Annotated in this window: 30 protein-coding genes; 2 read left to right on the top strand and 28 right to left on the bottom strand. The window is 72.4% G+C overall.

From position 1 onward, the window contains the following. The 25 genes from BJ958_RS15135 to BJ958_RS15015 form a co-directional block, all read right to left on the bottom strand. Positions 1 to 918, bottom strand: a complete 918-nt coding sequence (locus BJ958_RS15135; RefSeq protein ID WP_343052697.1) for a flagellar motor switch protein FliM — start codon at positions 916 to 918, stop codon at positions 1 to 3. Positions 919 to 1,082: 164 nt separating this feature from the next. After that, positions 1,083 to 1,520, bottom strand: a complete 438-nt coding sequence (locus BJ958_RS15130) for a flagellar basal body-associated FliL family protein (RefSeq protein WP_343052696.1) — start codon at positions 1,518 to 1,520, stop codon at positions 1,083 to 1,085. Next, positions 1,517 to 2,548, bottom strand: a complete 1,032-nt coding sequence (locus BJ958_RS15125) for an OmpA/MotB family protein (RefSeq protein WP_179727729.1) — start codon at positions 2,546 to 2,548, stop codon at positions 1,517 to 1,519. The genes BJ958_RS15130 and BJ958_RS15125 overlap by 4 nt, the downstream gene beginning before the upstream one ends. Beyond that, complete coding sequence (locus BJ958_RS15120) at positions 2,548 to 3,318, bottom strand: motility protein A (RefSeq protein ID WP_343052695.1); 771 nt, start codon at positions 3,316 to 3,318, stop codon at positions 2,548 to 2,550. Before BJ958_RS15120 ends, BJ958_RS15125 begins: the two co-directional genes overlap by 1 nt. Continuing rightward, positions 3,315 to 3,587: a flagellar FlbD family protein gene (locus tag BJ958_RS15115; RefSeq protein ID WP_179727726.1), complete on the bottom strand. Its 273-nt coding sequence runs from the start codon at positions 3,585 to 3,587 to the stop codon at positions 3,315 to 3,317. The genes BJ958_RS15120 and BJ958_RS15115 overlap by 4 nt, the downstream gene beginning before the upstream one ends. Before the next feature lie 100 nt (positions 3,588 to 3,687). Next, on the bottom strand, positions 3,688 to 4,536 hold the full coding sequence (locus BJ958_RS15110; RefSeq protein WP_179727723.1) for a flagellar hook protein FlgE: 849 nt from the start codon (positions 4,534 to 4,536) through the stop codon (positions 3,688 to 3,690). Between the two features lie 20 nt (positions 4,537 to 4,556). After that, positions 4,557 to 5,072: a flagellar hook assembly protein FlgD gene (locus BJ958_RS15105; protein WP_179727720.1), complete on the bottom strand. Its 516-nt coding sequence runs from the start codon at positions 5,070 to 5,072 to the stop codon at positions 4,557 to 4,559. Positions 5,073 to 5,081: 9 nt separating this feature from the next. Then, on the bottom strand, positions 5,082 to 6,155 hold the full coding sequence (locus BJ958_RS29080; RefSeq protein WP_179727717.1) for a flagellar hook-length control protein FliK: 1,074 nt from the start codon (positions 6,153 to 6,155) through the stop codon (positions 5,082 to 5,084). A 106-nt stretch (positions 6,156 to 6,261) separates the two neighbouring features. Continuing rightward, positions 6,262 to 7,191 (bottom strand): transglycosylase SLT domain-containing protein, encoded by a 930-nt coding sequence (locus BJ958_RS28595; protein ID WP_179727714.1) that lies wholly within the window; start codon positions 7,189 to 7,191, stop codon positions 6,262 to 6,264. Further along, positions 7,188 to 7,625: a flagellar FliJ family protein gene (locus BJ958_RS15090; RefSeq protein ID WP_179727711.1), complete on the bottom strand. Its 438-nt coding sequence runs from the start codon at positions 7,623 to 7,625 to the stop codon at positions 7,188 to 7,190. The genes BJ958_RS28595 and BJ958_RS15090 overlap by 4 nt, the downstream gene beginning before the upstream one ends. Then, complete coding sequence (locus BJ958_RS15085) at positions 7,622 to 8,938, bottom strand: FliI/YscN family ATPase (RefSeq protein ID WP_179727708.1); 1,317 nt, start codon at positions 8,936 to 8,938, stop codon at positions 7,622 to 7,624. The genes BJ958_RS15090 and BJ958_RS15085 overlap by 4 nt, the downstream gene beginning before the upstream one ends. Then, positions 8,935 to 9,585 (bottom strand): FliH/SctL family protein, encoded by a 651-nt coding sequence (locus tag BJ958_RS15080; protein ID WP_179727705.1) that lies wholly within the window; start codon positions 9,583 to 9,585, stop codon positions 8,935 to 8,937. Before BJ958_RS15080 ends, BJ958_RS15085 begins: the two co-directional genes overlap by 4 nt. After that, positions 9,569 to 10,600 (bottom strand): flagellar motor switch protein FliG, encoded by a 1,032-nt coding sequence (gene fliG / locus BJ958_RS15075; RefSeq protein WP_218865774.1) that lies wholly within the window; start codon positions 10,598 to 10,600, stop codon positions 9,569 to 9,571. The genes BJ958_RS15080 and fliG overlap by 17 nt, the downstream gene beginning before the upstream one ends. Then, positions 10,597 to 12,189, bottom strand: a complete 1,593-nt coding sequence (gene fliF, locus BJ958_RS15070; RefSeq protein ID WP_179727702.1) for a flagellar basal-body MS-ring/collar protein FliF — start codon at positions 12,187 to 12,189, stop codon at positions 10,597 to 10,599. The genes fliG and fliF overlap by 4 nt, the downstream gene beginning before the upstream one ends. Before the next feature lie 13 nt (positions 12,190 to 12,202). Then, positions 12,203 to 12,529, bottom strand: coding sequence for a flagellar hook-basal body complex protein FliE (fliE, locus tag BJ958_RS15065; RefSeq protein ID WP_179727699.1), 327 nt, complete (start codon positions 12,527 to 12,529; stop codon positions 12,203 to 12,205). Continuing rightward, positions 12,529 to 12,921: a flagellar basal body rod protein FlgC gene (locus tag BJ958_RS15060; RefSeq protein ID WP_179727697.1), complete on the bottom strand. Its 393-nt coding sequence runs from the start codon at positions 12,919 to 12,921 to the stop codon at positions 12,529 to 12,531. Before BJ958_RS15060 ends, fliE begins: the two co-directional genes overlap by 1 nt. Next, the gene (gene flgB, locus BJ958_RS15055; protein ID WP_179727694.1) at positions 12,921 to 13,283 is read right to left on the bottom strand and encodes a flagellar basal body rod protein FlgB; all 363 of its coding nucleotides are present in this window, start codon (positions 13,281 to 13,283) and stop codon (positions 12,921 to 12,923) included. Before flgB ends, BJ958_RS15060 begins: the two co-directional genes overlap by 1 nt. A gap of 151 nt (positions 13,284 to 13,434) precedes the next feature. Then, complete coding sequence (locus BJ958_RS15050; protein WP_218865773.1) at positions 13,435 to 14,361, bottom strand: oxygenase MpaB family protein; 927 nt, start codon at positions 14,359 to 14,361, stop codon at positions 13,435 to 13,437. A 116-nt stretch (positions 14,362 to 14,477) separates the two neighbouring features. Continuing rightward, complete coding sequence (locus BJ958_RS15045) at positions 14,478 to 15,512, bottom strand: Ig-like domain-containing protein (RefSeq protein WP_179727691.1); 1,035 nt, start codon at positions 15,510 to 15,512, stop codon at positions 14,478 to 14,480. Between the two features lie 85 nt (positions 15,513 to 15,597). Further along, positions 15,598 to 16,356 (bottom strand): hypothetical protein, encoded by a 759-nt coding sequence (locus tag BJ958_RS15040; protein ID WP_179727689.1) that lies wholly within the window; start codon positions 16,354 to 16,356, stop codon positions 15,598 to 15,600. 64 nt (positions 16,357 to 16,420) lie between these two features. Further along, on the bottom strand, positions 16,421 to 16,900 hold the full coding sequence (locus tag BJ958_RS15035; RefSeq protein ID WP_179727686.1) for a hypothetical protein: 480 nt from the start codon (positions 16,898 to 16,900) through the stop codon (positions 16,421 to 16,423). A gap of 10 nt (positions 16,901 to 16,910) precedes the next feature. Then, positions 16,911 to 17,270, bottom strand: a complete 360-nt coding sequence (locus BJ958_RS15030) for a response regulator (protein WP_179727683.1) — start codon at positions 17,268 to 17,270, stop codon at positions 16,911 to 16,913. Beyond that, positions 17,267 to 17,758, bottom strand: a complete 492-nt coding sequence (locus tag BJ958_RS15025; RefSeq protein ID WP_179727680.1) for a chemotaxis protein CheX — start codon at positions 17,756 to 17,758, stop codon at positions 17,267 to 17,269. Before BJ958_RS15025 ends, BJ958_RS15030 begins: the two co-directional genes overlap by 4 nt. Next, positions 17,755 to 18,117, bottom strand: a complete 363-nt coding sequence (locus BJ958_RS15020; protein WP_203043953.1) for a response regulator — start codon at positions 18,115 to 18,117, stop codon at positions 17,755 to 17,757. The genes BJ958_RS15025 and BJ958_RS15020 overlap by 4 nt, the downstream gene beginning before the upstream one ends. Before the next feature lie 11 nt (positions 18,118 to 18,128). Further along, on the bottom strand, positions 18,129 to 18,986 hold the full coding sequence (locus BJ958_RS15015) for a CheR family methyltransferase (RefSeq protein WP_179727677.1): 858 nt from the start codon (positions 18,984 to 18,986) through the stop codon (positions 18,129 to 18,131). 72 nt (positions 18,987 to 19,058) lie between these two features. Between BJ958_RS15015 and BJ958_RS15010 the strand changes: the two genes are divergently transcribed. After that, the gene (locus BJ958_RS15010) at positions 19,059 to 20,117 is read left to right on the top strand and encodes a chemotaxis-specific protein-glutamate methyltransferase CheB (protein WP_179727674.1); all 1,059 of its coding nucleotides are present in this window, start codon (positions 19,059 to 19,061) and stop codon (positions 20,115 to 20,117) included. 282 nt (positions 20,118 to 20,399) lie between these two features. Next, positions 20,400 to 21,683 carry an HNH endonuclease signature motif containing protein gene (locus tag BJ958_RS15005; protein ID WP_179727671.1) on the top strand — a complete coding sequence of 428 codons (1,284 nt, stop codon included), beginning with the start codon at positions 20,400 to 20,402 and terminating at the stop codon, positions 21,681 to 21,683. Positions 21,684 to 21,766: 83 nt separating this feature from the next. Here BJ958_RS15005 and BJ958_RS15000 read toward each other — a convergent pair whose 3' ends face one another. From BJ958_RS15000 to fliD, 3 genes are read right to left on the bottom strand one after another with little or no spacing between them, the layout of a single operon-like run. Continuing rightward, positions 21,767 to 22,102, bottom strand: a complete 336-nt coding sequence (locus tag BJ958_RS15000; protein ID WP_179727668.1) for a hypothetical protein — start codon at positions 22,100 to 22,102, stop codon at positions 21,767 to 21,769. Further along, a complete protein-coding gene (gene fliS, locus BJ958_RS14995) occupies positions 22,099 to 22,485 on the bottom strand; it encodes a flagellar export chaperone FliS (protein WP_179727666.1) in 387 nt (128 codons plus the stop codon). Before fliS ends, BJ958_RS15000 begins: the two co-directional genes overlap by 4 nt. 10 nt (positions 22,486 to 22,495) lie before the next feature. Beyond that, on the bottom strand, positions 22,496 to 23,839 hold the full coding sequence (gene fliD, locus BJ958_RS14990; RefSeq protein WP_179727664.1) for a flagellar filament capping protein FliD: 1,344 nt from the start codon (positions 23,837 to 23,839) through the stop codon (positions 22,496 to 22,498). Between the last annotated feature and the right edge of the window lie 71 nt (positions 23,840 to 23,910).

Below are 23,910 nucleotides of genomic sequence, written 5' to 3'. Positions count from 1 at the left end.
TCAGGACTCCTCGGGCGTGGTGACGATGAGGGCGGCGAGGCGCTGGCCACGGGCGCCGGGGGTGGCATGGGCGAAGGTGTTGCCGGCGACGGTCACGTCCAGCGGCGCGGACGCCGGGTGGGTGAGCCGGAGCACGGATCCGGGGCGCAGGTCGGCCAGCGTCGCCGGGTCGACCGGGATCGGGCGGAAGCGCACCGACACCGAGACCGGGACCCGCTGGAACTGCTCCTGCAGCAGCTGCGCCGAGTGCGCGCGCTGGGCGCGCTCGCGGTCGGAGACCGCACCGTTGCCGGTGGCGTTGGCGAGGTGGGGGAGCAGACCGCTGAAGGGCAGGCACACCGACACCCGGTGCGCGCGCTCGCCGATCTTGAGCTCGAGGGTGACCACGACCATCACGTCGGCGGCGCTGGCGACCTGGGCGAACTGGGGGCTGTACTCGATGCCGGTGACGTTCGGCTCCAGGGTGACGATCCCGTCGAGCGCGTAGCGCATCTCGCCGAGCAGCCGCTCGACCAGGCCGCGGATCACGCCGTCCTCGATCTCGGTCAGCGGCCGGTCGGGCTGCTCGTCGGAGCCGGGCCCGCCGAGCATGTGGTCCAGGCACGACATGGTCGCGAACAGCGGGATCTCCAGCACGCCGGTGCCGGGGATCGGGTCGGCCGTGAAAAGGGTCATGTACGTCGAGGGGCCGAGGCTGTCGACGTACTCCGCGTAGGTGCGCTGCTCGATGCCCGCGAGCGTCACCGTGCACACCGTGCGCAGCGAGCTGGTGAACACCGTCGTCGCCTGGCGCGCGAAGCTGTCGAAGCCGAGCTGCAGGGTCCGCTGGTGCTCGCGCGAGAGCTGGATGGGACGCCGGAAGTCGTACGGCGTGGGTTCGGCCGTGCGGGGTCGGCGGCGCGGCCGCTGGAGGGTCACGACGAGCCCATCGTCGGGCCCGGAGCCGACCTGAGGGGTCATCGGGACGCCGGGCGGTCAGGGTCCCGTGGTCCGTTCGGACTACGGAGGGTCCCGGGGAGGGTCCCGGTGGAGCGTCTCGGCACGCCGCTCACCGGCGCTCGCGGCCACGCGACGAGCTCCGGCTACTGCGTGACGTACTCGGTGAAGTACACCTCCATCACCTCGTGGTCGTAGCGCTCCTTGAGACGGTCGAGCAGCTGCTTGCGCAGGGCCTCGCGGACGTCGGGCTTGTTGACCTCGCCGACGGGCAGCCCGCTGAACACGGTGATGGCGGCGTCGAGGGCCTTGCTGCCGTCGGCCTCCTTGGTGCCCTCGGTCAGCTGCAGCGCCATGCCCAGGCGCAGGTAGTGGCCGCCCGCGAGGTTCACCTGGATCGCCTCGAGCGTGACGACGTCGCCGGGCTTGGGGCCGGTGTCGCCGCTCGGCTTGAGCACGAAGAACCAGGCGCCGCCGCCGAGCAGCGCGAGCAGGAGGACGGCGATGCCGATCGTGCGGCCCTTGCCGCCCTTGGCGGCCGCGTCCTCCGCGGTGGCCGCGGGAGGGTTCATGGTCGTGGTCACGGTTGGTCCTCTCTGCTGTCGTCGGTGCCCGGGATGGGAGAGCCGGCCGCCGCCGGGTCGGAGCCGGTGCCGTCGCCGGCCGGGTCCACGGGCAGGCCGTCGAGACCGGCCTCGCGGCGCAGCTCGGCGTAGGCCTCACCCATCAGGGCGCGGGTCTCGGCCGGCTGCTGGCTGAGCACGAGGATGTCCACGCGCTTGTTGACCCGCTGCGAGCCGTGCCGGGCGGGGTCGACGAGCGGCTTGGTGTGGCCGAAGCCGGTGGCCCGCAGCCGGCGCGCCGGGATGCCGTGGCTGTCCTCGAGACGGTGCAGCACGTTGGCCGCACGAGCCAGCGACAGCTCCCAGTCGGAGGGGAAGTAGCGCGGCTTCACCGGCTCCTGGTTGGTGTGCCCGTCGAGCTCGATCGGCTCGGTCAGCTCCGCCAGCACGGGCGCGATGGTGTCGACGACGCGCCGGCCGCGGTCGGTCAGCTCGGCGATGTCCGGCTCGAAGACGACGTGCTGCGAGACCAGGCTGACGACCAGGCCGCGCTCGTCGATGGTGGCGCGGACGTCGTCGCGCAGGCCCTGCTCGCGCAGCGCCTTGTCGATCCTCTTCCAGACCTTGAGCAGCCGGTCGACCTCGGCCCGGGCGGCGCCCTGGGCGCGCTCGTTCTTCAGCCGGTCGGACTCCTGCAGGATCTTCGTGACGGTCTCGCGCTGGGACTCGGGGACCTGCGCCAGCAGCATCTCGTACGACGCCTCGCCGGGATCGCTCGCGCCCTTCGCGTTGCTGATCGGGCTGGCCCCGTTGAGGATCGACTGCTCGCGTCCGAAGCCGACCGCGAGACCCTCCTTGAGCTGCGCGTACTTCTTCTCGTCGACGGTCGACATCGCGAACATCACGATGAACAGCACCATCAGCAGGGTCACCATGTCGGCGTAGGTCACCAGCCAGCGCTCGTGGCCGGCGCCGTGCTCCTCGTGGTCCTCGTCGTGGTGGCGCCGTCGGGGCGGCCCGGCGCCCCTTCCCGCCTTGCCGGCGGACATCAGGCGGCCTCGCGCTCGACGGTGCCGGTGGGCAGGAGGGAGCGCAGCTTCTCCGCGACCAGGCGCGGGTTGGCGCCGGCCTGGATGGCGGCGACGCCCTCGATGGCGACCTCCATCCGCGCGCACTCCAGCTCGCCGAGCCGCTTGAGCCGGCTCGAGATCGGCAGCCAGATCACGTTGGCCGACATCACGCCCCACAAGGTGGCGACGAAGGCGCCGGCGATCAGGTGGCCGAGCTCGTCGGGGGTGGCCAGGTTCTCCAGCACGTGGACCAGGCCCATGACGGTGCCGATGATGCCGATGGTCGGCGCGTAGGCGCCGGCGTCGCCGAAGAACTTCGCGGCCTGCTTGTCGTCGCGCTTCTTGGCCCGCAGCTCGGCCTCGAGGATCTCGCGGACGTCCTCGGGGTCGGTGCCGTCGATGGCCATGGTGACGCCCTTGACCAGGAACGGGTCGTCGATCTCGCGCAGGCTGTCCTCCAGGGCCAGCAGGCCCTCGCGACGGGCCCGCTCGGCGAGCGAGACGACCTGCGGGACCAGCGCCTCGGCCGGCTCGACCGAGCCGGTGAACGCGCGCTTCATGTCCTTGATCGCGGTCTTGGCGTCGCTCATCGTGCCGCCGGCGACGGTGACCATGACCGTGGTGCCGAGCACCAGGAGCATCGGCGGCAGGAGCAGCAGGCTCATCGGGTTGCCGCCCTCGAGGACGTTGGCCGCGACGATGATCACCAGGCCGACGACGATGCCGACCGGGGTTGCGATGTCCTTCACGGGGTCACTCCTCGCGGGGGTACGGCGGACAGTCGGCCCTGGCGCGTCCGTACCGGCGCGACGGTGGACGCGTCCGGCAGGGCCGCGCGCGCCACGATGGCCGAGCGGTAGTCGATGACGGCGTCGCGCACGTCGTCGAGGGACTCGGCCACGATGTACTTGGTGCCGTCGACCAGGGTCACCACGGTGTCCGGGGTGCAGTCGACGCGCTCGATCAGGTCCGCGTTCAGCAGGAACGTGGTCCCCGAGAGTCGGGTCAGCGAGATCACCGCGGCACCTCCGTGTGCGTGGCTGTGGCAATGCTTGGGGGAGCGCCGTCCGTGGCGTTCCGCAGGTCCCATCGGCCAGGGTCCCGAGACCCTGAGCAGCTCAGCGCTTGATGTTGACGAGCTCCTCGAGCACCTGGTCGCTGGTCGTGATCACCCGCGAGCTGGCCTGGAAGCCGCGCTGGGCCAAGATGAGGTTCGTGAACTCGGCGGACAGGTCGACGTTGGACATCTCCAGGGCGCCGGCCATGATCTGGCCGCGCTGGCCCTGGCCGGCGACACCGAGCTGCACGGCGCCGGAGTTGGCGGACTCGCGGAAGGCGGTGTCGCCGATCTTCTCCAGGCCCATCGGGTTGGTGAAGTCCGCGACGGCCAGCTGGCAGATGTCGCGCTGGACGCCGTCGGAGAACACGCCGCGGACCTTGCCGTCGGCGCCGATCGAGTACGACGTCAGGTTCACGCCGGCGGGCAGCGTCGCGTTGATCATGTTCAGGTCGACGTCGACCGGACCGCCGGTCGGCAGGCCCGCGGCGTCGAGGGCGTAGCCCTGCACCCGCATGCCGCTGGGTGCGACGAGCACGCCGGTCTGGTCGAAGGTGAACGCGCCGGCGCGGGTGTAGACGTTCTCCGCGCCGTCGCGCAGCACGAAGAAGCCGTCGCCCTGCAGCATCACGTCGGTCGGGCGGCCGGTGAGCTGGGCCGAGCCCTGGCCGAAGTTCGCCATGGTCGCGGCGAGCTGGACGCCGAGGCCGATCTGGATCGGGTTGGTTCCGCCACGCTCGGTGTTGCCGCCCGAGGCTGCGGTGAGCATCTGGCTGAGGGTGTCGGAGAAGACGGTGGTGCTCGACTTGAAGCCCGTCGTGTTGGCGTTGGCGATGTTGTTGCCGGTGACGTCGAGCATGGTCTGGTTCACGCGGAGGCCGGAGATGCCGGCGAAGAGCGAGCGAAGCATGGTGGTTCTCCTTCTGCGGGTCAGGCGGTGCGGGCGGTGGTGGACGGAGTGCCACTCGGGGGCACGTAGGTGCCACCACCGCTGGTGGTGGGCGCCTGGATCGTGGGTGCGGTGCCGACGCTGATCACGTCGGTGACGGCGACGGACTTGCCGTCGACGCTGAGGACCGGTCCGGAGGCCAGGTAGGTCGTGCCCTGCACGACACCGGACTGCTCGGCGCCCGTGGCGTCGTACCAGCGCACCGTCTGGCCGATCAGCGAGCTCGCGCCGAACGCCAGCTGGGTGCTCAGCATCATCGCGGTCTGGTCGGCGACGTCCTGCATCTTCTCCAGCGCGGTGAACTGCGCCGTCTGGGCGAGGAACTGCGAGGAGTCGGTGGGGTTGAGCGGGTCCTGGTACTTCATCTGCGCGACCATCAGCTGCAGGAACATGTCCTTGTCGGCGGCCTTCGACGGACCGGTCGCGCCGGTGGCGCCCGAGGTCGCCGTACCGGTCACGCCGTAGCCGCCGATGCCTTCGGTGCTGGAGACGGACATCTCTACTCCTCACAGGCTCCGGTCGAGCTGACCGGAGGGGGTGGTCGGGGTGGTCGGGGGGAGAACCGGCGCCAGGGGCGGCGGTTCGGGTACGTCGCGCCGGTGCCGGCGCTGGTCGGGGTCGCCCGAGGAGCGGTTCCAGGCGGACGCGCCGTCGCGGCCCGCGTCGGCCGAGACGGTGCTGCCGCTCGCGTGGCTGGTGGCGGCGACCGGCGCGTTGGGCGCGGTGGGCTGCGGTGCGGCGGGGCTGAACGGGTCGCGGACCAGCACCCGGGCCTCGGTGGCGCCGGAGCGCTCGAGGAGCCGCTGCAGCTCGGGCGCGCCGGTGCTGAGCGCCCGGTGCACCGCCGCGCTGCCGGCGAGGTCGTTGGCGTTGCCCGCGAGGCGCACCTGCACCGCGCCGTCCTTGACGACCAGTGTCACCCGCACCTCGCCGAGCTGCTCGGGCTGCAGGGTCAGGGTGATCCGGTGCGTGCCGGGCCGGTCGGTCGGGGTGCTCGTGACCAGGCGGGTGACCTCCGGGAAGACCTGCTGGACCACGGCGCGCTCGACCGTGGGGGCGGCGGTGCTCGAGGCGTGAGGAGCGCCGGCGACGAGCCTCGAGACCTCCGATGAGGCGGCCGGGAGGCTCGTGGGGGGCTGGCTCGCGGTGTCGGCGCCGGTCGGTTCGAGGCTCGGCTCCGTGGCGCCTCGCACCTCGAGGACCGGTGCCGCCCCTGGGGCAGGGATCGCCGCCGGCGTGCGGGGAGCGGCCTGCGTGGACGCGGCCTCCTCCTCCGCGAGCGCGGGGGCCGGTTCGGGCGTCGGGCCTCCCGGTGCGCCCACGGGTGCGACCGCCGCAGCGACCACGGGAGCGAGCGCTGCGGTGACGAGCGGAGGAGCGGCCGGAGCGACCGTGACCGGAGCCGTCGGCACGCCGGCCGGCGTGGTCGGGAGCGGCACCGTGGCGAGCAGGGCCGCGGCGAGCGCGTCGCCGAACACGACCCCCGGGTCGCCGCCGGCGTCGGCGGCGTCGCTCCCGGTGGGGGCGCCGTCGGTGGGGACGGGGGCCGGGAGGCCCGGCAGGAACGGAGTGATGCTCACCGGGGACCCCCCGAAGCTGTGCGCCGGATGCGAAGCAGGCGGGGAGCGAAGCGACCGACGCCAACGAGCGCAGCGGTGGAGGCGGAGATCTTCGTGGGGTGGTTCATCAGCTCACCATCGCCATCACGTTGCGGACGTAGTTCTGCGTCTCCTTGTAGGGCGGGATGCCGCCGTACCGGGAGACGGCGCCGGCTCCGGCGTTGTAGGCCGCCAGCGCGAGGTCGGTGCGCCCGAACTTGTCGAGCAGCGAGCGCAGCAACCGCGCCCCGCCGTCGATCGCCTGGGCCGGGTCGAACGGGTTGGTGACGCCGAGGCCCTTCGCGGTGCCGGGCATCAGCTGCATCAGGCCCTGTGCGCCCGCCGGGCTGACCGCCTGCGCGTTGAAGCCGGACTCCTGCTTCGCGACGGCGGCGAGCAGGTTGGCCGGGACCCCGGTGCGGGCGGCGGCGGCGTTGATCAGGTCGGCGTACGGCGTCCCGGCGGCCGCCCGCGCGGAGACGGGGGAGGCGCCGGTGGCGGGCTGGTCGATGATGCGGCGGATCACGTCCGGCGTGGACGGGACGTCGACGACGCGGATGTCGAGGCCGGTGCGCGGGGCCTCGATCATCTTGCCGCCGCCGATGTAGATGGCGATGTGGTCGACGCCGTTGTTGCGGCTGGAGTTGTCCCACGCGAGCAGGTCGCCGGGCTGGGCCTCGGCCATGCTGGCGACCGGCGTCCCCATCTTCGCCTGCTGGTTGGAGACCCGCGGCAGGTCGTAGCCGAGGTTCTTGTAGACGACCTGCACCAGGCCGGAGCAGTCCATGCCCTTGGTCGGGTCGGTGCCGCCCCAGATGTAGGGGAGGCCGACGTACTTGCGGGCCTCGGCGACGACGGCGTCGCCGCTCACCGAGCCGGCGGTGGCGGTGCCGCCGACCCGCGCGGACAGCTCGGTCGCGAAGCCGCCGCTCGTGCTCGCGGAGGTCCGCACCGTCGCGAACTGTGCCAGCCGGGCCTGGATCTCGCTGATCCGTGCGGTCACGTTGTCGATGCTCATCGCTCACCTCGCGCCCAGCGCTGGGCGGCCAGGTCGTCGGCGTCGCGGGCGGCGCGCCGCTCGGCCTCGGTACGACGACGCGCGGCCCGGCGCTCGAGGAGGTGCTCGACCGCGGCCAGCCGGGCGCGGTCGGCGCCCCAGCGGGCGCGGGCGTCGGCGGTGACCACCTCGGCGGTCGCGACCTGGTCGCGGGTCTCGCCGACGAGGATGCCGACGTGGGCCAGCTGGGTGCGGGCGGCGACCAGCTCGACGGTGGTCGTGGTGGCCGGCACGGGTGCGGAGGCGATGCTCGACTCGAGCGCGGTGAGGCGCCCGGCCAGGGCGGCTTCCTCGGCGAGGACCCGCTGCAGGCCGATCCGGCTGTCGGTCTCGCGGACCTCGCGGACCCGGGCGACGGCGGCCAGGCCGCGGTCGTCGCGGTGCACGCGGCTCACGAGGCCACCACCGTGGCGAGCCGGTCCCACGCCTCGGCGCGGGGGGTGATGTCGTCCATGGACTGGCGCAGGAACTCCTCGATCAGGGGCAGCCGGGCGAGGGCCGCGTCGGCGTCGGCGTCCGCGCCGGCGACGTAGGCGCCGATCTCGACGAGCTCGCGGACCGAGCGGTGTGCGGCGAGCATCCGCCGCAGCCGGACGGCGTCCTGCTGCTGCTCGGGCGTGGTGACGGCCCGGTGCACGCGGGAGATCGACTCGAGCACGTCGATGGCGGGGAAGTGGCCCGAGGTGGCCAGGTCGCGGGACAGCACGACGTGGCCGTCGAGGATCGAGCGGGCGGTGTCGCCGATCGGGTCCTGGAGGTCGTCGCCCTCGACGAGCACGGTGTAGATGCCGGTGATCGAGCCGGCGGCCGACGTACCGGCGCGCTCGAGCAGGCGCGGCAGGAGGCCGAAGACGCTGGGCGGGTACCCGCGGGTGGCGGGCGGCTCGCCGGCGGACAGGCCGATCTCGCGCTGGGCCATGGCGACCCGGGTGAGCGAGTCCATCATCAGCACGACGTCGCGGCCGCCGTCGCGGAACCACTCCGCGATCCGGGTGGCCGTGAACGCCGCGCGCAGCCGCTCGACGGCGGGCGCGTCGGAGGTCGCGACCACGACGACCGAGCGGGCCAGGCCCTCGGGGCCGAGGTCGCCGTCGATGAACTCGCGGACCTCGCGGCCGCGCTCGCCCACCAGGGCGATCACGTTGACGGCGGCGTCGGTGCCACGGGCGATCATCGAGAGCAGTGACGACTTGCCGACGCCGGAGCCGGCCATGATGCCGATGCGCTGGCCGCGGCCGAGCGGGACGAGGGAGTCGAGGGCACGCACGCCGGTGCCGAGCGGCTCGGTGATCCGCGGACGGCTCAGCGCGTCGGGCGTGGCGAGCTCGGTGGACACCGTCTCCAGGCCGAGGGCCGGCGCGAGCGCGGGGCCGTCGTCGACCGGCCGGCCGAGGCCGTCGAGGACGCGACCGAGCAGTGCCTCGCCGACCTGGATCCGCAGCGGGCCACCGGTCGCGCGGACCAGGTCGCCGGCGCGGACACCGGTCGTCGTGCCGAGGGGCAGGCAGATCGCGCTGCCGGGACGCAACGCGGCGACCTCGGCGAGCAGCGGGCCGGTCGTCGTCCGGACCTCGAGGAGGTCGCCGACGGCCACGTCCGGCAGTCCGCGCACCTCGAGGTGCAGGCCGACCAGCTCGGCCACGGTGCCGAGGTGCAGCGGAGCGGCGGCCTCCAGCAGGCGGGCCCGCACGGCGGTGTCGACGGTCATGACAGCACCTCGCGCACCCGGGCCATCGCCTCGCGGACCCGCAGGTCGACGACCGAGCCGTCGACCCCCTCGACCAGGGCGTCGATCGAGCCGAGCGTGGGGTCGGCGACGACCTCCAGGCCGCGGTCGGCCAGCTCCTGCGCGGCCGACGACGCGGCAGCGGAGGGGTGCAGCCGGACCCGGCCCACCGGTCCGGGAGGCAGGGCCTGCAGCACCCTGGCGACGACGTCCTTCGGGCCCAGGCGGGCGACCTGGCTGCCGATCAGGGTGGTGGTCAGCGCCCAGGCGAGGTCGGTCGCCTGGGCCTCGACCGCACGGGCCAGGTCGTCGAGCAGCCCCCTGACCTGCTCGGCGGCCTGGCCCAGTGCCTCGAGAGCCGCGCGGTGCTCGACCTCGCGGCGGGTCTCCGCCTCCGCGTGGACGGCGGTGCGCTTGGCCTCCTCGACCGCCGCCTGCTCGGCAGCGGTACGACGCCCCTCGGCCCAGCCGACGGCGTAGCCCTGGGCGCGGGCGGCGTCGCGGGCCTCCGCGGCGATCCCGTCGAGCAGCGACTCGGTGACCGGGTCGCCGAGGACGCTGTCGCCGCCCAGGCGGGTCCAGGTGCCGACCCGCAGCTCGGGCAGCTCGATCTCAGAGAACGAACTCATCGTCGTTCCCTCGCCGGACCATGATCTGGCCCTGCTCCTCGAGCTGGCGGATGGTGCGGATGACGCCCTGCTGGGCCTCCTCGACCTGGGCGAGGCGGACGGCGCCGAGCAGCTCGACCTCCTCGAGCAGGTTCTCGGCCGCGCGCTCGGACAGGTTCGCTGTGATCTTGGTGCGCACGGCGTCGCTGACGCCCTTGAGGGCCAGCGCGAGCTCGGCGGTGTCGACCTGGCGCAGCACCTGCTGCACCGAGCGGTCGTCGAGACCGGTGATGTCCTCGAACATGAACATCCGGCTCTTGACCTCGTCGGCGAGCGCCGGGTCGAGGCCCTCGAGGCCCTCGACGATCTGCCGCTCCGTCGGACGGTCCGAGCGGTTGATGATGTTGACGAGGGGGTCGACGCCGCCGACCCGGGAGACCTCGGTGGGCTGCAGCATCGACGACAGCTTCCGCTCGAGGACGGCCTCGACGGTCCGCACGATCTCGGGAGACGTGCGGTCCATGACCGCGATCCGGTGGGCGACCACGGCCTGCTGGTGCGCGGGCAGGCCGCTGAGCAGCAGGGACGCCTTGTCGGCGGCCATGTGCGCGAGGACCAGCGCGATCACCTGCGGGTGCTCGTCGGCGATGAAGCTGCGCAGCTGCGCGGGGTCCGCGCGGTGCAGGAACTGGAAGGGCATCTGGACCGCGGCCGCGTGCAGCCGCTCCATGATCTCCTTGGCCCGCTCGGGCCCCAGCGACTGCTCGAGCAGCTGCTGGGCGAACCCGAAGCCGCCCTGGGTGACGTGCGCGTGCGCCGTCGCCAGGTCGTGGAACTCGGTGAGCACCTGTGCGGTCTCGCTCGCGGACACCGCGTCCAGGCGGGCGATCTCGCCGGAGATCGCCTCGACCTCGGCGTCGCTGAGGTGCGCCATCACCTGGGCCGCGCGCTCCTTGCCCATCTGGATGAGCAGCACCGCGGCCTTGCGGACGCCCATCGAGACCAGCGTGGAGCCGGACGTCGCCATCAACGTCATGACCGCGGCTCCACGAGCCAGCCGCGCAGCAGGGCGGCGACGTCGTCGGGCTGCCGGTCGACGAGTGCGATGAGCTCGTCGCGCATCGACTCCTCCTCGTCCAGCTCCTTCGACTCCAGTGCGGCGAGGGCCGGGGCCTCCAGCTGGGCGGTGCGGCTCGCGGCGTCGGAGCGCAGCTGCTCGACCAGGTAGGCCCGGGCGTCGTCGCGGACCTTCGCCCGGCGGCGGGCCTGGAACCAGGCCAGCAGCACCATCAGCGCGATGCCGCCGCCGATGCCGATGTTGCGCAGCAGGCTGTTGCGCCGGGCCGTCGCGTCGGCCGCCTTGGCCGCCTTCAGCTCGGCAGCGGCGGACTTCTCCGCGGTGCGGTCGAAGGCCATCGTGGTGACGTCGATCGTGTCGCCGCGCTGGGCGTTGATGCCGACCGCGTTGCTGATCAGGTCCTTGACCACCTGCGGCTGGACGGCCGCAGCGGCGGTCGCGTCGAGCACCGCCCCGATGTGCAGGGTGTTGATCGATCCCGGCGCCTTCTCGCGGTGCTCGACGGTCTGGTCGAGCGCGTTGTCGCGGGTCTTCGAGGTGTTCTTGTACGACGAGTCGCCGCCGGTCCCCGTCGTGGCCGGGTCCATCTGCCCGTCGGGGCCCACCACCCCACCGGTCTTGTCCACGCCACTGGCCGGGCCGGCGTACGTCTCGTTGGTGGACGACTCCGACAGCGGCGGGATGTTCTCCTTCGCGCCGTAGGTGCGGCTGTCGGTGACCGCCTTGTCGAAGTCGAGGTCGGCGGTGACCGTGACCGTCGAGTTGCCGGGCCCGAGCACGCGGTCGAGCACGGACTGGATGTCGGCCTGCATCGAGTCCTGGAAGGCCTCGACCTGCTTGGTGCGCGCGGAGGCGGCGCTGACGCCGCCGTCGGTGCTGTCGTCGGTGGTGAGCAGCTTGCCGCTCGCGTCGGTCAGCGTGACGTTCTTCGGGTCGAGGCCGTCGATGCTGGACGCCACCAGGTGCACGATCGCCTGGACCTGGCCGTCGTCGAGCGACGTCCCGGGCTCGGTGTCGATGAGGACCGACGCGGTCGGCGGGTCCTGCTCGTCGGTGAAGACCTGCTTCTCCGGGATGGCCAGGTGCACGACCGCGGTGTCGACGCCGTGGATGGCCTCGACGGTCTTGGAGAGCTCACCCTCCATCGCCCGCTTGAAGTTGGTCTGCTCCTGCGACTCCGAGGTCGACAGGCTCTGCTTGTCGAGCAGGCTGTAACCGCCGTCGGTGCTCGCCGGGAGACCCTTGCCGGACAGGGTGATCCGGGTGCTGTAGACGTCCGAGCGCGGCACCATGATCGTGCCGCCGCCACCGGCGATCTTGTAGGGCACGCCCTGGGAGTCGAGCTCCTCGATCACGGCGCTCGCGTCGGTGCCGGAGAGGTTCGAGTAGAGCGGGGCGTAGCTGGGGGTCGAGACCCAGCGGAACACCATGAAAACGGCGATCAGCAGGGCCGCCGTACCGATGACGGCGACGGCCTTCTGCCCGGCCGTGAAGCCGCCGAAGGTGTCGCGGGCGCGCGTGAGGTAACGCGTGAGGCGCTGTTGCATCGATCAGCCGCCCTCAGACCTGCATCCGCATGATCTCGTTGAACGCCTCGACCGCGCGGTTGCGCAGGGAGACCGTCAGCTGGCTGGCGACGGACGCCTCGCTCGCCGCGATCGTGTAGTCGTGGATGTTCTCGAGCTTGCCGGTGGCGGCCTGGACGGCCAGGTTGTCGGCCTTGTCGGTCAGGCCCTCGAGCCGGTCGAGGCCGTCGAGGACCAGGGAGCCGAACTCGGTGTCGGGGCCGGTCGACGGTGCGACCTTGCCCGCGGTCGAGGGCGCGGCGATCGAGCCGAGCGCGTCGGCGCCCGACAACGACGGGAACTGCAGGGGGGTGATGTCCATCAGCGGGCGCCGATCTGGAGGGCCGCGCCGTAGGTGTCCTGCGCGGTCTTCGTGACCTGCACCGACGCCTGGTAGCCGCGCTGCGCCATGACCAGCTCGCTCATCTGCGCGGCCATGTCCATGTCGGGGAGCCGGACGTACCCGTCCTCGTCGGCCAGCGGGTGCCCCGGCGAGTGGACCATCCGGCCCTCGGGGTCGCCCTCGGCGAAGCCCGCGACGTCGACGCCGCCGTCCGAGCGCGGGTCGAAGACGACGTACGTCGCCTGGAAGGCGTCCTCGCTGGTCGGCTTGACGGTGTTGGCGTTGGCGATGTTGCCGGCCAGCGCGTCGAGCCAGACCTGGTGGGCACCGAGCGCGGTGTTGGCGATCCGCAGCGTGTCGAAGGCGCCCATCAGGCCGCACCTCCGGCCATCAGGTTCAGGCGCGAGTCGCGGTCGCTGATCGCCCGACCCATGATCTGGTACTGGTACTGCGTCTGGATGGCGGCGATCGACTCCTTGCGGAGGTCGACGTTGTTGTCGTTGGCACCGACCGGGGTGCCCGTGGCCGAGACGGTCGCGGTGAGGTCGCTCGTCGTGGCGCGGCCGCTCTCGATCGCGCTGGAGAGCGCGGACTCGAACTCGACGCTGCGGGCACGGAAGCCAGGGGTGTCGACGTTGGCGATGTTGTCGGCGATCACCTGCTGTCGCTGGGACAGCCCGTTGATCGCGGAGTGCAACACGAAGCCGACGGCGTCGGACGCTGCGAAGGACACGGTCGATCTCCTGGAGATGCACCGTCCCCGTCAGGGGTCGGTGCGACAGTCGGTGCCGGTCCATCGGCGAGGGTGAGCAATCCGTCGCTCGGGTGCCTGATCGGTGCCTGTCCCGGCGACCTGAGGTCCCCGGTCTGGGACTAGGTCCTGACTATCTCGACCGATCGACCTGCCGCTCGCGTGCTATCCGGCGCCGGCCGCCACCGTCGCGGACCATCAGGTCGGAGACCCGGAGCCGACCGAGGACCTCGAGACCGAGCCTGCGCCTGAGCCTGAAGTCGGCGACGTAGAGGCGGTAGACCGTCCGCAGCACGACCCGGTTGCCCAGCCGGTCCGCCCAGCGCAGGGCGGTCAGGGCACGGTCGAACCTCCGCTGGTCTGCGGCTGTCCACTGCCAGCCCATCAGCTCGCGGAAGTACGGCGGGAGGTTGCCCCGCGTCATGAAGTGGTACGCCGGCCCGAGGACCCGGGAGAGGATCCGGCCCGGCAGCCCCCAGGCCTCGCCGAGGAACCCGAGATCGGCCAGCGACTCGAAGTCGCGGCGCACCTCCGGCGAGATCGCCAGCCGCGGCAGCATGCTCGCCCAGTAGTCCTCGAAGGCCGCCCAGTCCGCCGGCCACCGCTCGGCACGGACGTTGACGCCGGTGGCCAGGGGCCTCGCCTGCTCGACGAGGGTGTCGAGCGCCGGGCGGTCGAGGTCGCCGTACAGCAGGACGTGCTGGTCGACGAAGAAGCGGAACAGGCACGCCGCCACCCACAGCTGCAGGTCGGCGGCGTTGGCGTTGTAGGCCACCGGGCTGTGCTCGCCCGAGCGCACGTGGCGGTGCACCTCGGCGATCGCCGCCCGCATGACGGCGCGGTCCTCGTCGTTGCCCGCGACGGCGAGCGCGAGGTACTGGCCCGTCGTCCGCGCCCGTTTCATCGGGTAGCGCCGCGGGCTCCCCGACACCACCCGGCTCTCGCTCACGCCCTCGCCCACCGGCGGCAGCGCCAGCTGCTGGATGACGTTGGCGACGCCGCTCGTCGCACCGAGGCTGGAGACGGTGCCGAGCAGTGTCGTGGGAGCGGTCCTGAGCACGGTGTGTCCTTGGGTATCTGTCAACGGGCGTGTTCAGATCTGGGCGCACGCAACCTAACGCTGCGCGAAGGGCCGGGTCAAGGAGCTCTCGACCCGGCCCTTCGCGGCGTCGGGGGCTACGTCAGGCGGATCGTCCTGACGGCGGCGCTGGACGGCTGCACGCCCGTCGAACCGGCGTACTGCGCCACCAGGCGGTGCTTGCCCTTGCCGAGCCTGGCCACCTTCAGGGTGAGGACGCCGGCGTGACCGGCGGTCAGGGTGCCCCGCGCGACCACCCGGCCGTTGCGGGCCAGGTCGCGGACGACGACCTGGCCGGTCGGCGTCGCGCTCGCCTGGACGGTTACCCTCGCCCTGCCCTTCTTGCCCGCGGAGACCTTGTAGGTCGCGCTGGTGGTCGAGGTGACCTTCCCCAGCTGACCACCGCCGCCACCGCCGCCGGCGCCACCGCCGGCACCTCCGTCGGCGCCGGTCGCGAAGAGGGGGACGTAGGGCGTCACGAAGCTCTTGTTGCCGCCGTGGCCGGCGACCTTGAACGCCACCTGCAGGTGGTCACCGGAGGTGGCGACCGGGCACGGCGCGATGCCGGCGGTGCGCTCGGAGCAGGTGGGAGCGGGGGTCGCCGTGCCCTTCAGCGCGCGCGTGGCCACGACCGGGACCTGGAACTCGAAGATCTGGCCGCGCGCGAGGGTGATCGCGTGTCCGTTGACCGACGCGATCGCGATGCCGCCGTTGACGCCGCGGGTCAGCTGGACCGGGTCGGTCGTGAAGGTCGGGGTCGGGTCGTCGATGTCGTTGATGCCCCACGTGACGGGCTCGTCGGGGTAGCCGAAGGCGGTCTCGTCGAAGAGCAGCTCCGGTACGACGCTCACGCCGCTGCTGCACGGCAGCCCGACCAGGCCGACGTAGCCGTGCAGCAGGAACGGCTCGCCCACCTTCGGCACCTCGCCGGTCGGAGACCACCACCCGGTGTTGGCGGTGACGCCGGTCGACGGCTGGCCGGTCCAGCAGTCGATGATCGTGTCGGACTGGCTGCTGCCGTCCTGCCACTCCCCGGCCGCCTGGGCGGGGGAGGCGAGGGCCAGCAGGGAGGCCGTGAGGAGGCTCGCGCCGAGGGCGACGAGGGAGGTTCGCTTGCGGTGATGGGGGGTCATGGCGCGGACGCTAGGAGGCTCCGCGTCCCGCTCCGGAGGGCCGAGGTCCCCGGTTTGTCCCCGGTCCTGTCCCGGTCGTGTCCCGTCAGCCCAGCACGGCCCGGAGGTCGAGTGCCAGGCCGAACGCAGCGGCGAGCGGGACCAGCGCGAAGATGCCTCGCACGGTCCAGGTGAGCCCGGAGCTGGCGAGGACGGGCGCCAGGAGCGCCCGGCGCACCGGGAGCAGCACAGCCACGACCAGCGCGACCACGCCGAGCGCCACGACCATCAGCGGGTGAACCAGCGTCAGGACCGGGAGCCAGCGCGGCCATCGGTCGAGGCACCGGTCGACCAGGTCGACCGCGGACGACACGAGCAGGCCGGACAGCAACGGCACCGCGAGGAAGAGCTCGACCGCGACCCCGGTGTCGAGGGCGGTGAAGTCCACGCCGTCGTCGTGGATCACGGCGGTGCCGCCGAGCAGCATCGCCGTGATCCCGACCGTCAACCGTCGCAGGGGCGGCGGGCCGACCAGGAACGGTGCCACGGCGACGTACGCCGCCGCGCCGACGCAGCCGAGCAGGATCCCGAAGGCGAGCAGGTTGTAGATGCCGAACGGCGTGACGCGCCCGATCTCGAACCCGTCGTCGGAGACCAGGCCGGACGAGCCGGGAGAGGCCAGGCGCAGGAGCAGCATCGCGACCCGCAGCAGCACGCCGATGGCGACGCCGGACAGCAGTCCGGCGACGAGGACGACGCGCAGCGTGCGCAGCAGCTCCGCCCGGTACGACGGTGAGCCCACCGGCCGACCGGGCACGGTCACCTGTGCCTCGCGCGGCACGAGGGCACCTGGGCTGCGCCGCACGCTGCGAGCATAGGAAGGTGTCGTCCGCGCGGCATCCCCCCAACAGGTGAGGACGTGCCCGGGGTCAGAGGAGCACGACGGACAGCAACCCGGCGCCGTACCCCGCGATGTCGACAGCGAGGTCCTCGCGCCGCCCCAGCGTGAGCGTGCTGATCCGCACCTGCGGGTCGAGCGGCGGGCCGGCGGGGTGGAGGGCGTGCAGGCGCAGGTGGTCGGCGCCGGCGACGTTGAACGTCGAGGCGGCGATGTTGAGCACCTCGTAGAGGTTCTCGGAGATCGCGTCGGTGACCTTGCCGTCGCCGATCGCGGCGGCGGCGTCACCGACGGGGATCAGGCCGAGCGCGGCGCCGGCGTACGCCGAGAAGGCCAGGTCGCAGGCGATGAGCGCGCTGATGCGCAGGCTGTCGTCGACGTACAGCGCCACCGACGCGGGCGTGTCGGGGCCGGGGGCGAAGGGGGCCGACGGGGTGAGGGTGACGTCGCGACCGAGGAGGTCGGCGAGCAGGTCGCGCAGCTGCTTGGGCTGGGGGAGGTGGACGGTCATCGGTTCGACCTCAGATCACGCTGCGGAGCGCGTCGTCGAACGCCTCCGGGGTGAACGGCTTGGCGATCAGGAAGGCGGCGCCGGCGGACGCTGCCCGCTCGCGCATCTCCTCCGAGCCCTCCGAGGTGACGAACCCGAATGCCACGGTGGAGCCGGAGGCGCGCAGTGCGGAGAGGCAGTCGATGCCGTTCATCTCGGGCATGTTCCAGTCCGAGAGAACCAGGTCGGGGGCCTCGGTCTGCACCATCTCGAGCGCCTGCCGGCCGTTCTCGGCCTCGACGATGTCGTGCCCGCCGTGCCCGGCCTGGCGCAGGGTGCGGATCACGATCTGCCGCATCACTCGGCTGTCGTCGGCGATCAGGATCTTCATCGGGGACCTTCCTGGGGGACGTGGACGGAGACGCGGACAGGGGCGTCCTGCCACACGAGGTCGAGGCGGCAGGCGAGCGTGGAGTCGCTGGAGAAGGCCGCGCGACCGGCGGCCACGGCGGGCAGCGAGAGGACGCTGGGACCGGGCATCAGGCTCTTCACGTTGCCGCCGACCATGTTGACCAGCTCGCCGACGGCGTCGGCCACGTCGCTGTCACTGGCCTCCTCGTCGGCCGGCAGCGCGAGCATCCGGGTGGTCAGGCGGCGGGCGAGGACCTCGTCGAGCTCGACGGTCACGACGCCCTGCCAGCCGCCGCTGATCGTGGTCGCGGCCGACCAGGCGGTGGCGTCGAAGGGCGAACCGGGCGGTACGGCGCGCGGCAGCAGCGTCCCGTCGTCGCCGAGCAGTGCCATCCACACGTCCTCGGTGACGGCGAGCACGTCCTCGCTCTCGGGCACCTCGACGGTCCCGACGTCGAGCGCGCTCATGCCGGGACCAGCCCGAGCAGCGAGAGCTTGTCGACGATCGCGTCCGGGGTGAACGGCTTGATGACGTACTCGTGCGCACCGGCGGCCAGCGCGCGCACGATCTGCCGCTGCTCGCTCTCGGTCGTCACCATCATCAGCGTGACGTCACGCCACTCCGGGTTCGCCCGCACCTCGGTGATGAACGTGTAGCCGTCCATCACCGGCATGTTCCAGTCGACCAGGCACACGTCGGGCACGACGCCCGCGCGCATCTGGTCGAGCGCGGCCTGGCCGTGCTCGGCCTCGCTCGTCTCGAAGTCGAGGTCCGTGACGATGCGGCGCAGGATGCTCCGCATCGCCCGGGAGTCGTCGATGATCATCGCTCGCACGGTCAGGCTCCTGTGCTGGTGAGGGACGGGGTCAGGGTGGTCCGGGCGGACGCGCGGCGGTACGCCGGCACCCGCCCGATCTGCTCGCGCTGCCAGGCCGCCGCGAGGTCGGCCGGCATGTCGAGGGTGGTCTCGGAGGAGCCGAGCAGCAGGTAGCCGTCGTCCGCCAGCATCGGCAGCATCCGGCGCAGGATGTCCTGCTTGGTGGGGGCGTCGAAGTAGATGAGCACGTTGCGCAGCCAGATCACGTCGAAGGTCCCCAGCCCGAGGTACGGCGCCGCGAGGTTGAGGTGCTTGACGGTGACCCGCTCGCGGAGCCGGTCGGCGATCTCCCAGTCCCGGCCCACCCGGGTGAAGTAGCGGACCAGGCTGGTGGCGGGCAGGCCGCGGTTGACCTCGACCTGGCTGTACCTCCCGGTCCGGACCCGCTCCAGCATCGCGGTGGAGATGTCGGTCGCGACGATCTCGTACGTCCAGCCCTCGGGCAGGTGCTGGTCGAGCAGCATCGCGATCGAGTACGCCTCCTGGCCGCTCGAGCAGGCGGCGCTCCAGATCCGCAGCCGCCGGGTGAGCTTCCGGTTCTCCAGCAGTGCGGGCAGCATCGCGTCGGTGAACGCCTGGTACGGCGTGTGGTCGCGGAACCAGCTGGTCTCGTTGATGGTGAGTGCGTCGATCACCTTGCGGCGCTCGTCGGCGTCGAACGCCAGCCGGGCGACGTACTCCTCGAGGCCGAGGCCACGCGCGTTGGCGAGCGGGTTGAGCCGGGCTTCGACGAGGTACTCCTTGCCCTCGTCGTACACCATCGACGTCTCCCGGCGGACGAGCGCCGAGACGGACGCGAAGGCGGTGGACGTCGTCATGCCCGCTCCATCGGCGGTGCTCACGGGGACCTGAGCCCTCAGACGCACGGGTCCCACGCCGATGGAGCAGCCGTGACGCACATAAGGGTTCTCGTCGTCGACGACTCGGCACTGGTACGACGGCTGGTGACCACCGCGCTGCGCCAGGCGCCGGACATCGAGGTCGCCGGGGTGGCCCGCGACGGGCTCGAGGCCGTGCGCATGGTCGACGAGCTCGCCCCCGACGTCGTCACCCTCGACATCGAGATGCCCCACCTCGACGGCCTCGGTGCGCTGACCCAGATCCGCGAGAAGCACGCCCGGTTGCCGGTGATCATGTTCTCGACGCTGACCGAGCGCGGCGCGACCGCGACGCTCGACGCGCTGTCCCGCGGCGCGAGCGACTACGTCACGAAGCCCTCCAACACCGGCCAGATCGCGGACGGGATCGCTGCGATCCGGGACCAGCTGGTGCCCCGGATCCGTGCCCTGGCGGGGATCCGCAAGCTCACGCCCGGCACCGCCGTCCCGGTCGTGCGACGTGAGCTGCCGCGCCCCGCCGTCGCACCTGTCTCCGCACTCCTGATCGGCTGCTCCACCGGTGGACCCGACGCCCTGGCCCGGCTGCTCCCGCGCCTGCCCGCCGACCTCGGCGTCCCGGTCCTCGTCGTCCAGCACATGCCGCCGGTCTTCACCACGATGCTCGCCCAGCGCCTCGACAAGGTCAGCGCACTGACCGTCCGCGAGGCCGTCGACGGCGAGGAGGCGCGCCCGGGCGAGGTCCTGATCGCGCCGGGCGACTTCCACCTGCGGCTGCGGCGGTCCGCGGCCGGCGTACGCGTGGCGCTGGACCAGGGGCCGCAGGAGAACTTCTGCCGCCCGGCCGTCGACGTGCTGTACCGCTCCGCCGTGGAGGTGTACGGCGCCGGCGCGCTCGCCGCCGTGCTCACCGGCATGGGCCAGGACGGTCTCGCCGGGGCGAGGGACCTGGCGGCGACGGGTGCCCGGATCATCGTCCAGGACGAGGAGAGCTCGGTCGTGTGGGGGATGCCCGGTGCGGTCGCCGGCGCCGGCCTCGCCGACGACGTGCTCCCGCTCGAGCAGCTCGCCGACCGGATCATCGCGACCGTACGACGTTCCCGCGCTGCCTGACCCCGGTGGTCGGGGTCGCCCGCGGCCGGGCCTCGAGACCGCCGGCTTCGTGCTGCCGGGACTGTGCTCGGGCCTTCGGTTGGGTGGCCGGTCGGGTTCCGAAAAGGCAGCGACGAGGAAGGTGGGGAGGTGGCTGGGTTCCGCGGTCGGGTTGCGGTCCGCGCGATCACTTCTGTGATGTCTGGTGACATCGCTTCTCCACACCCCGGGAACGAGTTTCCCCTGTCCCCAGGCGGGTTCTGAACGTTCGCTTCTGTCGGCGGTGGGTGGGAGAATTCAGTCATGGATCTCGGAACCCGGCCCCGTTCGACAGCGGCTCTGCTGTCCGGGCTGCGTGCCGAGGTCGAAGGCCGCCAGGCCTCCCTGGTCCGCGAATGGGCGACGATCGTGGAGTGGGCCGGCGACCACATCATCACCGGACCCGAAGGTGCCGCGACCATCACCGAGGGCTACCTCGACACCGGGGTCCCGATCGCCGGGGCGGGTGCCCCGCTGGTCAGCGAGTTCGCGTTGATGGAGCTCGTCGCGGTCCTCGGCCGCACCCCTGACGGTGGCAAGGCCTACGTCGGGCGGGTGATCGAGTGCGCGTGGCGATTGCCGAACGTCTACGACGCCGTGGTGGCGGGGCGGTTGGCTCCGTGGCGTGCTGAGCGGATCGCGGACCTCACCCGTGGCCTGTCGGCTGAGGCGGCGGGGTTCGTGGACCGGCAGCTGTGGAACGCCTCCGGCGTCGGGTGGGCCCAGCTCGAACGCCTCGTCGCGGAGGCGATGTTGCGGTTCGACCCCGACAAGGCCGAGACCGACCGGGCCAAGGCTGCCGACCACCGGCACTTCGACATCAGCGACGTCGACGAGCACGGTCTCGTGCACGTCGACGGGCTGATGGATGCCGCCGACGGGCACGACCTCGACCAAGCCGTCGGACGTCGGGCCGAGGTGCTGGGCCGGCTCGGGGACGACTCCTCACTCGACGTGCGGCGCTCCAAGGCCGCTGCCGAGCTCGCCCGTCAGGACCTGGCCCTGGACCTGCTGGTCCCGGACCCCGCCACGGGAGAGGTCGTCGCGACCGTCCCCGGCCGGAAGGTCGTGTTGAACGTGCACGTCACCGACACCACCCTTGCTGGCCGGAACCCGGTCGGGCGGTGGGAGGAGGGCCGCTGCCCGATCAGCACCGCCCAGATCCGGGAGTGGCTGCGTTCGAAGAGCACCACGATCATCGTGCGGCCGGTGATCGACCTCGCCGACCACGTCCCCGTCGGCTCCTACGAGATCCCCGACCGCCACAAGACCCGCGTAGCGCTGCGGGACCACACCTGCCGCTTCCCCCACTGCACGCGACCCGCAACCAGCTGCGACATCGACCACCACCAACCCCACGACCGGGGCGGCCCGACCTGTCCGTGCAACCTCGTGCCGCTCTGCCGGCGGCACCACCGCGCCAAGACCCACTCGGCCTGGCGCTACGAGACCCCGATGCCGGCAACGTACGTGTGGACCAGTCCGAGCGGGTTCCGGTTCCGGGTCGACCACCGCGGCACCCACCCGGTGCACCCGCCCGACGAGTAGCGACCCCGCCCCGCACCCCGCAGGACTCCACGTCTGCGGGGACGTCGGCACGGCCACCCTCACGTCGCTGACGTTGATCGTCCCTACGCGGTGACGTCGAGGTAGACCGGCACCGGGGGCGTGGTCGTCGCCCGGACCACCCGGTCGGCGACCTGCTGCTGGCGGCGGTTGTCCTCGAGCACCCCGGGGATCGCGGCCATCAGCCGCTGCTGGCGCGCGAGCAGCATCCGGGCGCGGGGGACCAGGTCGCTGGGCAGCGGGCCCAGGTCGGTCGGCGGCAGCCACGGCTCGGGTGTCGTGCCCGTCGCGCCGGCAGGTACGCCCTGCAGCATCTGCTCGGCGTGGTCGGCGTGCGCCTCCAGCCGGTCGAGCGCCTCGGTCCACGACGCGGGGCGGTCGGGCTGCTCCGGGCCGGTCACGAGACGGCCGCCGCCATCGCGGCCTCGCGCCAGGTGTCGCACAGCTGCCGCGAGAGGGTCAGGCTCTCGGTGGTGAGGCGGGGGTCGCGTCGTACGTTGGCGAGGACCAGCCGGTTGCGCAGGAACTCGTAGAGGCTGGCCAGCTGCTTGCCGGCGGGCATCTTGTCGACGTCGAGGCTGTGCTCGAGCTCGAGCACGATGTCCTGGGCGTGCAGCAGGTGGCGGTGCGCCTCCGGCCACTCGCCCGACCGCTGCGCGGCGAGACCACGCTCGACGTCGAGCACGAGGCGCTCGACGAGCATGACGAGCAGGCGGGCCGGGGACGCCGTCGCCACGGCGTTGTCGCGGTAGGCAGAGGTGGCGTTGCGGTGGGTCGCGTACATGGGTCCGTCCTCACTCGCTGGACTTGGTCAGGGAGCTGAGCTGGCTGGAGAGCCAGCTGGACTGGCTCTGCATCTGGGACATGGCCGTCTCGAGGGCGGTGAACTGCCGCTCGAGGGTGGTACGACGCAGCGCGAGCCGGTCGTCCCAGTCGGCGATGCTCTTGTTGAGTCGGGTGATCGCAGCGGTGCGGCCGTTCACGGCGCCGGTGACGGTGCCGCTGGTCTTGTCGCTGGCGCTGGTGGCGACCGCCTGGACCCGGGCCGCGAAGCCGTCGGGTCCGGTGATCGCGGCGGTGACCGCGTCCGGGTCGGCGGCGTACGCGGCGGCGAACTTCGCCTCGTCGAAGGTGAGCTTGCCGTAGCGGTCGAGCTGGATGCCGTACGGCGCCAGCGAGGTCCCGTCCTCCGGGTAGACCGCGGTGGTCAGCCGGCTGGCGACGCCGCGCAGGGTGCTGTCGCCCGACAGCACCCCGGCCTTGGCGGCGTCGGCGTTGTGGGCGGTCGCGGTGCCGATCGCGTCGAGCATCCCGTTGATGTCGCTCACCAGCGACTTCACGGCTGCCGAGCGGGTCGCGGCGTCCCGGGTGACGGCGATGTCGGCGCTGCCGGTCGCGGCGCTGCCGAGGGTGATCGTCACGCCGGGGGTGACGTCGGTGAAGGTGTTGGTGGCCGAGGTCGCGGTGATGCCGCCGATGGTGATGCTGGCGTCGCGTCCCGCGCGGACCGTCGTACCGCCCATCAGCGGCGAGCCGTCGGCCGCCGTCAGGTCGAAGGCCGAGCTGTTGCCGGTCGTGGTGGACTCGACGAGGAGCCGGAACTGGTCGGTGCCTCCGGAGGTGCCGACCTTGACCAGCGTCGCGCGGACGCCCTTGTCGGCGGCGTTGATGGCACTGGCGACCTGCTCCAGGGTGCCGCCGGTGGTGCTGATGGTGACGTCGGCCTGCCCAGCGCGCTTGAGCACGACATCGGTGGCGGCGCCGGTGACGACGTCGGTCTTGGCGTGGGCGTCGGTGAAGGCGAGCTGGTGGCTCAGCGCCGTCTGGCCGACGTTGACGGTGAACGCGCTGGGGGAGGCGGCGTTCGTCGCGGTGACGGTGACCGCGGTGTTGGACGAGGTGGCCTTCAGGGCGGCCCAGGTGCCGGTGGTGGTGGAGGAGGTGGCGAGCGAGCCCGACGTGCTGCCGAGCGTGGCGAGGCGGGCGTTGAGCTGCTGGTAGCTCGACAGCCGGCTCTGCTCGGTGGCGAGCTGGGTCTTGAGCTTGCTCTGCGGAACGGCCTCGAGGGACATCAGCTGGCTGATGATGTCGGCGGTGTTCAGGCCACTGGCCAGCCCGCCGATGCTCGCGGTTGCCATCGATTCCTCCGGAAGGTGTCAGAACGACCACGTGCCGGTGGGGCCATCGGCCCCACCGGCACCTGGGGTGG

Origin of the sequence: Nocardioides kongjuensis, from assembly GCF_013409625.1 — a bacterium.
GTDB lineage: Bacteria > Actinomycetota > Actinomycetes > Propionibacteriales > Nocardioidaceae > Nocardioides > Nocardioides kongjuensis.
Note: the sequence above shows the minus strand (reverse complement) of the source record. Positions and strands in the feature narration are given on the sequence as shown.

What these genes read in the sequence shown, in the direction of transcription:
- BJ958_RS15035 (WP_179727686.1), bottom strand. Translation starts at nt 16,900, where the DNA reads ATGACCGTCCACCTCCCCCAGCCCAAGCAGCTGCGCGACCTGCTCGCC.
- BJ958_RS15020 (WP_203043953.1), bottom strand. Translation starts at nt 18,117, where the DNA reads ATGATCATCGACGACTCCCGGGCGATGCGGAGCATCCTGCGCCGCATC.
- fliD (WP_179727664.1), bottom strand. Translation starts at nt 23,839, where the DNA reads ATGGCAACCGCGAGCATCGGCGGGCTGGCCAGTGGCCTGAACACCGCC.
- BJ958_RS15045 (WP_179727691.1), bottom strand. Translation starts at nt 15,512, where the DNA reads ATGACCCCCCATCACCGCAAGCGAACCTCCCTCGTCGCCCTCGGCGCG.
- BJ958_RS15085 (WP_179727708.1), bottom strand. Translation starts at nt 8,938, where the DNA reads ATGACCGTCGACACCGCCGTGCGGGCCCGCCTGCTGGAGGCCGCCGCT.
- fliF (WP_179727702.1), bottom strand. Translation starts at nt 12,189, where the DNA reads ATGCAACAGCGCCTCACGCGTTACCTCACGCGCGCCCGCGACACCTTC.
- BJ958_RS15030 (WP_179727683.1), bottom strand. Translation starts at nt 17,270, where the DNA reads ATGAAGATCCTGATCGCCGACGACAGCCGAGTGATGCGGCAGATCGTG.
- fliS (WP_179727666.1), bottom strand. Translation starts at nt 22,485, where the DNA reads ATGTACGCGACCCACCGCAACGCCACCTCTGCCTACCGCGACAACGCC.
- BJ958_RS15080 (WP_179727705.1), bottom strand. Translation starts at nt 9,585, where the DNA reads ATGAGTTCGTTCTCTGAGATCGAGCTGCCCGAGCTGCGGGTCGGCACC.
- BJ958_RS15025 (WP_179727680.1), bottom strand. Translation starts at nt 17,758, where the DNA reads ATGAGCGCGCTCGACGTCGGGACCGTCGAGGTGCCCGAGAGCGAGGAC.
- BJ958_RS15125 (WP_179727729.1), bottom strand. Translation starts at nt 2,548, where the DNA reads ATGTCCGCCGGCAAGGCGGGAAGGGGCGCCGGGCCGCCCCGACGGCGC.
- fliE (WP_179727699.1), bottom strand. Translation starts at nt 12,529, where the DNA reads ATGGACATCACCCCCCTGCAGTTCCCGTCGTTGTCGGGCGCCGACGCG.
- BJ958_RS15060 (WP_179727697.1), bottom strand. Translation starts at nt 12,921, where the DNA reads ATGGGCGCCTTCGACACGCTGCGGATCGCCAACACCGCGCTCGGTGCC.
- BJ958_RS15110 (WP_179727723.1), bottom strand. Translation starts at nt 4,536, where the DNA reads ATGCTTCGCTCGCTCTTCGCCGGCATCTCCGGCCTCCGCGTGAACCAG.
- BJ958_RS15015 (WP_179727677.1), bottom strand. Translation starts at nt 18,986, where the DNA reads ATGACGACGTCCACCGCCTTCGCGTCCGTCTCGGCGCTCGTCCGCCGG.
- BJ958_RS15005 (WP_179727671.1), top strand. Translation starts at nt 20,400, where the DNA reads ATGGATCTCGGAACCCGGCCCCGTTCGACAGCGGCTCTGCTGTCCGGG.
- BJ958_RS28595 (WP_179727714.1), bottom strand. Translation starts at nt 7,191, where the DNA reads ATGAGCATCGACAACGTGACCGCACGGATCAGCGAGATCCAGGCCCGG.
- fliG (WP_218865774.1), bottom strand. Translation starts at nt 10,600, where the DNA reads ATGACGTTGATGGCGACGTCCGGCTCCACGCTGGTCTCGATGGGCGTC.
- BJ958_RS15105 (WP_179727720.1), bottom strand. Translation starts at nt 5,072, where the DNA reads ATGTCCGTCTCCAGCACCGAAGGCATCGGCGGCTACGGCGTGACCGGT.